The sequence below is a fragment of the Antrihabitans stalagmiti genome, from assembly GCF_016482825.1.
Classification (GTDB): Bacteria; Actinomycetota; Actinomycetes; order Mycobacteriales; family Mycobacteriaceae; genus Antrihabitans; species Antrihabitans stalagmiti.
The window spans coordinates 38,813-46,361 of record NZ_JAEMNV010000014.1; the positions used below are offsets into that span (position 1 = coordinate 38,813).

Annotated in this window: 15 protein-coding genes; 7 read left to right on the forward strand and 8 right to left on the reverse strand. The window is 62.9% G+C overall.

Going from position 1 to position 7,549, the window contains the following annotated elements; genetic code table 11:
• Positions 1 to 81: 81 nt before the first annotated feature.
• From JGU71_RS28375 to JGU71_RS28405, 8 genes are all read right to left on the reverse strand, one after another.
• Positions 82 to 927: a DUF6551 family protein gene (locus tag JGU71_RS28375; protein WP_199708515.1), complete on the reverse strand. Its 846-nt coding sequence runs from the start codon at positions 925 to 927 to the stop codon at positions 82 to 84.
• Complete coding sequence (locus JGU71_RS28380) at positions 924 to 1,133, reverse strand: hypothetical protein (RefSeq protein WP_199708516.1); 210 nt, start codon at positions 1,131 to 1,133, stop codon at positions 924 to 926. The genes JGU71_RS28375 and JGU71_RS28380 overlap by 4 nt, the downstream gene beginning before the upstream one ends.
• A complete protein-coding gene (locus JGU71_RS30300) occupies positions 1,130 to 1,261 on the reverse strand; it encodes a hypothetical protein (RefSeq protein ID WP_267908493.1) in 132 nt (43 codons plus the stop codon). The genes JGU71_RS28380 and JGU71_RS30300 overlap by 4 nt, the downstream gene beginning before the upstream one ends.
• Positions 1,261 to 1,710: a hypothetical protein gene (locus tag JGU71_RS28385; protein WP_199708517.1), complete on the reverse strand. Its 450-nt coding sequence runs from the start codon at positions 1,708 to 1,710 to the stop codon at positions 1,261 to 1,263. Before JGU71_RS28385 ends, JGU71_RS30300 begins: the two co-directional genes overlap by 1 nt.
• Positions 1,707 to 1,862 (reverse strand): hypothetical protein, encoded by a 156-nt coding sequence (locus JGU71_RS28390; protein WP_199708518.1) that lies wholly within the window; start codon positions 1,860 to 1,862, stop codon positions 1,707 to 1,709. The genes JGU71_RS28385 and JGU71_RS28390 overlap by 4 nt, the downstream gene beginning before the upstream one ends.
• Before the next feature lie 66 nt (positions 1,863 to 1,928).
• A complete protein-coding gene (locus JGU71_RS28395; protein ID WP_199708519.1) occupies positions 1,929 to 2,192 on the reverse strand; it encodes a hypothetical protein in 264 nt (87 codons plus the stop codon).
• Positions 2,189 to 2,488 carry a hypothetical protein gene (locus JGU71_RS28400; protein WP_199708520.1) on the reverse strand — a complete coding sequence of 100 codons (300 nt, stop codon included), beginning with the start codon at positions 2,486 to 2,488 and terminating at the stop codon, positions 2,189 to 2,191. The genes JGU71_RS28395 and JGU71_RS28400 overlap by 4 nt, the downstream gene beginning before the upstream one ends.
• Positions 2,485 to 2,739, reverse strand: a complete 255-nt coding sequence (locus tag JGU71_RS28405) for a helix-turn-helix domain-containing protein (RefSeq protein ID WP_199708521.1) — start codon at positions 2,737 to 2,739, stop codon at positions 2,485 to 2,487. The genes JGU71_RS28400 and JGU71_RS28405 overlap by 4 nt, the downstream gene beginning before the upstream one ends.
• Positions 2,740 to 3,284: 545 nt before the next feature.
• On the opposite strand from JGU71_RS28405, the gene JGU71_RS28410 reads away from it, so the two are divergent.
• The 7 genes from JGU71_RS28410 to JGU71_RS28440 are packed head-to-tail and all read left to right on the forward strand — an operon-like array spanning position 3,285 to position 7,466.
• Positions 3,285 to 3,971, forward strand: a complete 687-nt coding sequence (locus JGU71_RS28410; RefSeq protein ID WP_199708522.1) for a helix-turn-helix domain-containing protein — start codon at positions 3,285 to 3,287, stop codon at positions 3,969 to 3,971.
• Positions 3,968 to 4,465 (forward strand): DUF6932 family protein, encoded by a 498-nt coding sequence (locus JGU71_RS28415; protein ID WP_372433254.1) that lies wholly within the window; start codon positions 3,968 to 3,970, stop codon positions 4,463 to 4,465. Before JGU71_RS28410 ends, JGU71_RS28415 begins: the two co-directional genes overlap by 4 nt.
• A 7-nt stretch (positions 4,466 to 4,472) precedes the next feature.
• On the forward strand, positions 4,473 to 5,459 hold the full coding sequence (locus tag JGU71_RS28420) for a hypothetical protein (protein ID WP_199708524.1): 987 nt from the start codon (positions 4,473 to 4,475) through the stop codon (positions 5,457 to 5,459).
• A 57-nt stretch (positions 5,460 to 5,516) separates the two neighbouring features.
• Positions 5,517 to 5,948 (forward strand): ImmA/IrrE family metallo-endopeptidase, encoded by a 432-nt coding sequence (locus JGU71_RS28425; RefSeq protein WP_199708525.1) that lies wholly within the window; start codon positions 5,517 to 5,519, stop codon positions 5,946 to 5,948.
• 11 nt (positions 5,949 to 5,959) lie between these two features.
• Positions 5,960 to 6,118, forward strand: a complete 159-nt coding sequence (locus tag JGU71_RS28430) for a hypothetical protein (RefSeq protein WP_199708526.1) — start codon at positions 5,960 to 5,962, stop codon at positions 6,116 to 6,118.
• Entirely contained in the window at positions 6,115 to 6,342 is a 228-nt protein-coding gene (locus JGU71_RS28435) for a DUF3263 domain-containing protein (RefSeq protein WP_199708527.1), read from the forward strand. The genes JGU71_RS28430 and JGU71_RS28435 overlap by 4 nt, the downstream gene beginning before the upstream one ends.
• The gene (locus tag JGU71_RS28440; protein WP_199708528.1) at positions 6,342 to 7,466 is read left to right on the forward strand and encodes a tyrosine-type recombinase/integrase; all 1,125 of its coding nucleotides are present in this window, start codon (positions 6,342 to 6,344) and stop codon (positions 7,464 to 7,466) included. The genes JGU71_RS28435 and JGU71_RS28440 overlap by 1 nt, the downstream gene beginning before the upstream one ends.
• Positions 7,467 to 7,549 lie beyond the last annotated feature (83 nt).

A 7,549-nucleotide genomic window follows, 5' to 3' on the forward strand; every position in this document is an offset into this window, starting at 1 on the left:
AGGCGACGCATCGGCAGTGCCCGCAATGTTCGTCATCGACGAGGGCGTAGACAGCGCCGCAGCGGCCGCATTCGTAGACCGTCATTCGGCACCGCGCTTGCTCGACAGTTCGATGCGTGGGAGCCGCGGCCCCGGGCCTGGGGTCTTGTTGTAGAGACCGGTGAGGACGTGAGCGACGAGGATCGGCAGACTGCCCTTGTCGCCTTGCTCGCGCAGTGTCGATCCGCGAGCTCGCAGCTGTCGCGGTGTGAGCTCGCACATGGCGTCACCGAGCCGGCCAGTGTTGAGATCGAGATCGTGGTAGTCGATCAGCCACGAAACACCCTCGATCACAGCAGCATTCATCGAGTCGGGGAGTCCCGACCACACGTCGAGGATGAGGGTCAGGGTTTTCGCGAGTACCTCTGCATCGGCGCGGGTCCAGATCCGTTCGAGGGTGGTGCAGCACTGGACGTGTTTGTCGCCGGGGTTCTGGGTGATTTCGAGGCCGCAGTCCGCAACGATCCGTTCGATCTCGCGGACGGTCGGGTCGCCGGCGGCGCGGCGTGCATACCAGCGGTCCCACGTGGTGAGTGCCTTTGTGTTGCGGTCGATCTCGTCGAACAGCTTCGCTTCCTCGGCGACTGATAGTCCGGTGTGCACATTGACGGCGAGGTGCAGCTTCTTGTTGAGGAGCTTCGCTGCCATCCAACGGTGTTGGCCGTTGATGACGGAGTATCGCGGAGCGTGGTGTTCGCCTCGGTCGGCGACGTCGAGTACTCCGACGAGTTGCGGGTCCCACACTTCGGCCATGTGCCGGGCGCGTTTGAGGTCGCAGTCGCGTTGGTAGGAGTGGTCGACGAACATCGACGTCACGGGGAGCGCGGTGATGAACGTGGCTTTGCCTGGTGCGGAGTCCCCTTCGGTGGCATGGATTGTCTCGGTCATAGCGCACCGGTTTCGTTGGCGACGGCACGGTCGCGGGCAGCGTCGGCACCGGTGTGCGGGCTGTGCGGATCGTCGCCGGATTCGTTGGGAACGAGGAACTTCGGGCACGAGCACGGAAGCGTTGTGATCCGCGCTGCGGCGGCGCACGCTCCGAAGTGGGAGTGATGGTTGGCTTGCGGGTGAGCGCAGCGGCGGCAGAGGATCACAGCTCCTCCCGGTCTTCGGCCCAGTCGGAATGCCCGGACAGGGCGAGATCAGCAACGCCGACTGCGACAGCGGCGATCAGACCAGCGGACGCGAGAGTCCATGCGGTGGAGGCGAGTTCGAGGAACATCAGTTGCCCTCGACAATCGCCATGACATCAACAGACACCTCACGGGAAGTGAGCGCGACGTCGCAACCGTCCACGATCGGCTGCAGCAGAAACCGAATCTCATCGAGCTTCGCCGCATTGATCGCAGCGTGGCGGTCGACAGTCGGAGCGTTGTCGCGAACATCGGCGGCTGCCTGCCTCCGTTCGAGTGCTTCCGCAGCGGCAGTGACCGAGACGACACCTTCGTAATCGCCAGACTCAGCGAGCTCGAGTGCATGAATGTCGAGTCGGTCTGCCCATCCGCCGAGCGTGTTGGTGAACGTTTCGGCGGTCGTCGCTTCCTTCGCGCCGATCGCGATACGCGGGTCGTCGAGGATGGCATCGGCTAGTTCGTTCGCCGACCACGCCTCGCCCGATGGCGGTTTGAAATCGAAGATGATGTCAGTGAGCAATTCGCGCAGGGCGGTCATGCCGTCACCTGGCTCGGACGGCCCCAGATCGCGCGCTCGTCGACGATGGCGTGAACCTGCGCCTCAGTGAGCATCTGGGCGGCGACGATCTCGGCGAGCGTCCGTCGTCCCAACGCTGGCCGGTGGCGGCCGTTACGCTTGAAGAGTCTCATCGGTTGCTAATTCCTCTCGATGGGGCCGACGGGTCGCGCGGGCATGCGCGGCCCGTTCTTTGTTGGTCAGGGACCGGGGACGACGCCGCGTGATGGCACGCCAAGGGGGAAGAGCGCCGCCCCCGGGGTTTCTGGCGCACCACCCGACCCGGCGGCGTGGAAGTCAGCCGGGGCAGGCGATGCGATCTCCACGTCGAGCGCGGAGACGGATGCGACAGCAGCGAGAACCGCGTCGGGGTTGCGGAACATGAGCACGCCCATCGCCCTGAACTGGGCGTCTCGTGGTAGCGCGTCGAAAGCCTCGAACGCTTCCGTGAACGTGGCGGTCATGCGGCACCGCCGGATTCGAGGAACTGTTCGACAGACGCGACAAGCCGGTCAGCCGTCGCGTCGGTGGACCACTCCCCCACGTAGCGCCAGACAACAGCGACGGCGAGGTTTGTGACGCCGAGCTGCGCGGCCGCAACGCGCCGCAACTCGTCGGCGTACGCCTCAGCGAGCCTTCGGTCCTGCCAAGTCTTCGTTTCTGTACCGCTGAGGAATCCGAAGATGTTCGGCGCTGAGTCCTGCACGAACGATCCATCCGGCAGACGCACGGCGAACTCACGATCCGGTCGGGTGGTCATGCCGACCGCCGCACTGCGCGTGGACGTTTCGCCGTGACGGGAGCGCCGAGCCATTCGTCCACGGCGTCGCGGTGAATGGTCCACGGACCACGTCGGCCGGCGTGCCGACCCGACTGCGTTGCCCGCAACTCACCGGTCCGGCAGGCGTCGTAGACGGAGCCGACGCCACGGCGCGCGTATTTCGCAGCCTCTGGCACGGTCATCCACGGAGATGGGATAGCGGCTGGTTGGCTACGATCAATGTCTGTCATGGGAGTTCCGTTCTCCTTATGGCTGATGGCCCTCGGCGTTCCCGCGCTGGGGGCCGTTCTTATGCAGCGGTGTGGTTTGCGCTTCTGGAAGCGACAAGCACAGAGGCCGCAAAAAGCGATCCGGGAGGGGCGTTCAGCGCCTCCTCTATGCGGCGTGCGACGTCTGGACCGACTGTGTCGCGCGCGCTCTTGCCCCTTGAGCGAAGGAATGCAATCGAGGAAGTCGAGCACTTGGCGGCCCGCGCAAGGTCGTCGTTACTCATGCCCCGATGTGCCATGTATTGGCGGAAAGCCTGCTTGCTGATGAGTCGCACCCAAAGCCTCCCTGGGTCTGCTGCGCGGTGTGTGATCACTGTAACTCTCGCTTTCTGCTTGGTCAACCAACAAGCGCGATGTAACCACACTCGGTTACACCTCGCAACAGACGGGACTGGCGCTAACCTGCTGGTAGTCGAATCACAAGCCTGGAATTTGTAACTGCGACGGTTACACTTCCGCTATTCGAACACCGGCGATTCGTGGGAGCGTCTGAAACCGTGAGCAGCTTGAGCGACCTGCTGAACAGTCAGCCAGTCACCGCACGCCAGGCGGCCGCGATTGCCGAAAGGTTAGGTATTCACCTTCCTTACGGAACGATCGCCGCCTACTGGTCGGGTCGGCATGGACGACCGTCACTGGCCAACCTTGAGCGGCTCGCGCAAGTGCTGTCGCTCTCGATTCGCGAACTTCAACTGGCGGCGTGGGACGTATCAGCCCCACTCGGGGAATACCAACCACCAGAGGAAGCCAACCTCCTCGACCAGCGACAGCGGCAAGCACTAGACGAGCTCATCAAGAGCATCGCCGCGTCGCAAGGAGGAACCGCCCGTGATTCCAGATTCAAAAGCCCTCTATCGTCGTCGCCGCAATCGGGAGCACCGAGCGAAACGAACGAAGACCAGGAGGCAAAGCCTGTCGATCTGACAGAGAAGCGCAACGAGAACCGACGGAACACGCAGGCCGCTAGAGCTGACATTCAGTGGCCGGCGCCGGACCCGGTCGTCTTGGCTGAGGGTCCGGATGGCAAGGGTGAGGCCTTGAATACTCCGGATCAGGCCGACGACCTTGACGACGACGCTGACGAAGAGCGCTGGGCCGCGCGCAAAGGTGAATCGAAGGAACGCCGCCGCCGGCGGTTGACAACAGCACCAGAAGACGAACCGCAGGGCGAAGCACCGGAGGGAGGGGCGTGATTCCTCCTTGCGGTGGCCCGTACGCGACTCTCCCGCCAGGGCGCCATCCGGCGACGATGGCCGAGATCTACGAACACTTCGTGCAGAACGCTCCATTCCGCGAACGAAGAGAGCTCATATTTCGTGCGCTCACCTTGCACGCAGACATGGTTGCAAACGTGTTTTCCAATGCACGACTATGGGTCGATGGCGGGTTTGTCACTCACAAGTCGTGGGCGGAACCTGAGGACGCCGACGTGGTAGTCGTCGTGCCTCAAGGCGAGATAGCACGAGCGACGGAGGACAAAAACCTACCTCTGTCGACCATGCAGGGCGTGCTGAGCACGAAACCGTCGGCCACCACTCCTAAGCTCCACCCGATGGGTGGTTTGCTGGACGTATTCATACAGCCCGACGTTCCAGTCTTGCTCGACCCGTGGCATCGGATCTGGTCCCTAGTAAGGGATGCAAGCGGAACGGAGTACCTGGTGCTACAAAGGGGTATCTGGAGGTGATTGTTCGATGAGCGTAGAGAACGATGCCTCTCGTGCAGTAGGCGAAGAACTCAGAGCGGCACTCGAATACAGCACGGGTGACCCCAAGTCGGATGACTACATCCGTGGATCGCTGCGTGCCGGAGTCGTAGGCGACGATCCGTACCTCGTCGATATCTTCGAACAGGTCGTCGGACCTGAGCAGGCTGAGGTCGATCTACACCTGACTGGTCCCGGCGTTCGGAATCATTCGACCAACGCTCACCATTTCGCCCAGTTCGTTTCGGGGATCAGCGAAGCCGTAAAAGAGACCGCGAAGGAGATGGCCGGCAAAGGTCGATACTCAGAGGGTCTCGTCATCGAGGGAGCGACACCGGGATCTGTGCGTGTCGTTCTTCGTGCGCCGGAGCCGAAAGTCGTGCAAGACCAGACCATCGATGAGCGCACGGCCGCGTCGAGCGTTGATTCCGACGCATTACGGGCAATCGCGGCGATCCTGACTCATGCCAGCGACAAGGATCCCAACAGCCCCTTCGTCGCGGAACTTGCCGAGCTGCCAGTAAAGGCCCGCAGAGGATTGAAGCGCGCAGTCACGCAATCGCGTAAGGCTGGGTGGCTGATCGAAGGAACTGTAAGGCAACGTCAGATCGGCGCGGGAACCGTTCTGTTGTCCGCGGAGGGTGCGATGAGACTCGCACTCCAACTGGAGTCAGGTACGGAGAAGCGAACCACAGAGAAGGCCATAGGTCGGATAGATGGTTTCCGACGCTCATTGGGCACGCTCTACTTCATCCCCGATGGAGGACAACCCTTCATTGCTGGTGTCAAGGATTCCAGCGTCGCAACACGAGTGACGGAGCTATTTGTCGATCCTGACGAGATGGTCGAGGCGATCTTTCACGTCGTAGAGTCACTGCTGCCGGGTGCCGGAGCAGTAACACGAAGGAGTCGCGTCTTGGTCTCCATCAAACGGTCCGATGTCGGCGAGCAGGGCGACTTCGAATACAGCGACTGACTAGGTTCGAAATCACACCGATGTATTTTGTCGGACCCTTGATTCACGCTGATCAGCATGACCCGATGGCATCCGTGGCGACACCTCCGCGACAACCATTCGCACGTCGACGTCACCTACCCTGACCTCGGCGGACTTGGCTGCCTCGGACGACGCCGCGCCGGACACATCGAGATCGACGAAACCCTCGACCAGGTCGAACGCCGCTGCACCGTCACGCACGAGATCACCCACATCGAACGAGGCCCGGTCCCCGATCATCCGTTCTACGGACCGAAGGAAGAGCGCACCGTCGAGCGAATCACCGCCGAACGGCTGATCGAACTGGACGCATTGATCGACGCACTCGCGTGGAACCGGCACCGCGTCGACGCCGAGACAGCCGGCGAACTGTGGGTCGACCTGGACGTACTCGTCACGCGCGTCAAGAATCTGACTGAGGACGAGCGGCGACACATCGACATGGAGCTTGAGAGGCGGCAGCCGTGAACCCTGAGAGCATGACGGACGACGAGCTGGTCGACGCTGCCGCCGCGCTCACCGCGAGCGAACGGGCGCACCTGATCGACGACAGTGTCGATGAAGCGCTTGCCGATCGAATCAAGCTGACAGCGCTGATAATCGAGATCGAACGACGCGCGGAAGGGCGGCAATCATGACACCCCTGCAGAGCATGATGCTCGACTTCGAAAAGCAGTACTGGCATCACGCCGGGGACAAAGAGACCGCGATCCGCGAGACCTTCGACATGTCCGCCGTGCGGTACTACACGCACCTGAACACGCTCCTCGACGAACCGGAAGCCCTTGCCGCCGAACCGGTCCTCGTGAACCGGCTTCGTCGCATCCGTGACGCACGCCTCCACACGCGAAAGGCCGGCTGATGGCCGCAATCTCCCCCTACGACACCGCGCACGGAAAGCGGTACCGCGTCCGCTACCGCATGCCGAACGGACGCCAGACCGACAAACGAGGATTCCTCACCAAGAAGGCCGCCGAAGGATTCGCGAACCGCGTCGAAGTCAGCAAGGACGACGGCAGCTACATCGAACCGAGTCGATCGAAGGTCACCGTCGGCGAGTGGGCGCAACTGTGGCTCGACGGCAAATCGAACCTCACACCATCCACCCGATCGCGATACCAAGGGATCGTCGACAAACACGTTCTCGGACGATGGGAGACAACGCCAGTCGGCCGCGTCGACTACGTCGATGTGCAGCGGTGGCTGACCGAGCTCACCGAGACGCAGTCCGCGGCGTCGGTGACGAAGATCCACCGAGTGCTGTCGCAGATTCTCGATCTCGCGGTGCGGGACAAGCGGATCCCGAACAACCCAGCGCACAAGGCGAGCCTGCCGCGCGTGGCGCACAAGAAGCGGCGCTACCTCACGGCCGCGCAAGTGGAGGCGCTCGCGGAGAAGTCCGGGTCGTGGGGTCCGCTCGTACTGTTCCTCGCTTATACCGGTCTTCGGTGGGGTGAGATGGCGGCGCTCACGGTCGGCGACGTCGACATGCTGCGCCGACGGGTCCATGTCACGAAGTCGGTGACGATTGTCGAAGGCAAGCATTCCTGGGGTGAGCCGAAGGACTATCAGCATCGGTGGGTGCCGCTCCCCCGGTTCCTCGCCGACGTCGTAGCGCCGATCGTGGCAGGCAAGGCGTCGACGTCGTTGCTGTTCGCTGGCGAGCGGGCGGGAAAGCCGTTGCGGTCGAAGGTTGCTCGCGAGGCGTGGTTCGACCAGGCGGTGATCGACGCTCGGTGCCCCGAGGCGTTCACGCCGCACGAGCTGCGTCACACTGCGGCGTCGCTAGCGGTGTCGGCCGGCGCTTCGGTGAAGGCGGTGCAGCGGATGCTGGGCCATGCAAAGGCGTCGATGACGCTGGACACGTACGCCGATCTGTTCGACGACGATCTCGAATCGGTGGGGATCGCGCTCGATGTGATCCGGGCAAGTGTGGGCAAAATGTGGGCAGACGGTGATGTGGTGGAAATGAGAAAGACCCCGTGACCCTGCATTTCTGCTGGTCACGGGGTCTTTGCCCGTTGTAGCCCCGACGGGATTCGAACCCGCGCTACCGCCTTGAGAGGGCG

Coding starts and splice junctions, on each gene's coding strand:
- JGU71_RS28375 (WP_199708515.1), bottom strand. CDS start 927: ATGACCGAGACAATCCATGCCACCGAAGGGGACTCCGCACCAGGCAAA.
- JGU71_RS30300 (WP_267908493.1), bottom strand. CDS start 1,261: ATGTTCCTCGAACTCGCCTCCACCGCATGGACTCTCGCGTCCGCTGGT.
- JGU71_RS28385 (WP_199708517.1), bottom strand. CDS start 1,710: ATGACCGCCCTGCGCGAATTGCTCACTGACATCATCTTCGATTTCAAA.
- JGU71_RS28390 (WP_199708518.1), bottom strand. CDS start 1,862: ATGAGACTCTTCAAGCGTAACGGCCGCCACCGGCCAGCGTTGGGACGA.
- JGU71_RS28395 (WP_199708519.1), bottom strand. CDS start 2,192: ATGACCGCCACGTTCACGGAAGCGTTCGAGGCTTTCGACGCGCTACCA.
- JGU71_RS28400 (WP_199708520.1), bottom strand. CDS start 2,488: ATGACCACCCGACCGGATCGTGAGTTCGCCGTGCGTCTGCCGGATGGA.
- JGU71_RS28405 (WP_199708521.1), bottom strand. CDS start 2,739: ATGACAGACATTGATCGTAGCCAACCAGCCGCTATCCCATCTCCGTGG.
- JGU71_RS28420 (WP_199708524.1), top strand. CDS start 4,473: ATGAGCGTAGAGAACGATGCCTCTCGTGCAGTAGGCGAAGAACTCAGA.
- JGU71_RS28425 (WP_199708525.1), top strand. CDS start 5,517: ATGACCCGATGGCATCCGTGGCGACACCTCCGCGACAACCATTCGCAC.
- JGU71_RS28430 (WP_199708526.1), top strand. CDS start 5,960: ATGACGGACGACGAGCTGGTCGACGCTGCCGCCGCGCTCACCGCGAGC.
- JGU71_RS28435 (WP_199708527.1), top strand. CDS start 6,115: ATGACACCCCTGCAGAGCATGATGCTCGACTTCGAAAAGCAGTACTGG.
- JGU71_RS28440 (WP_199708528.1), top strand. CDS start 6,342: ATGGCCGCAATCTCCCCCTACGACACCGCGCACGGAAAGCGGTACCGC.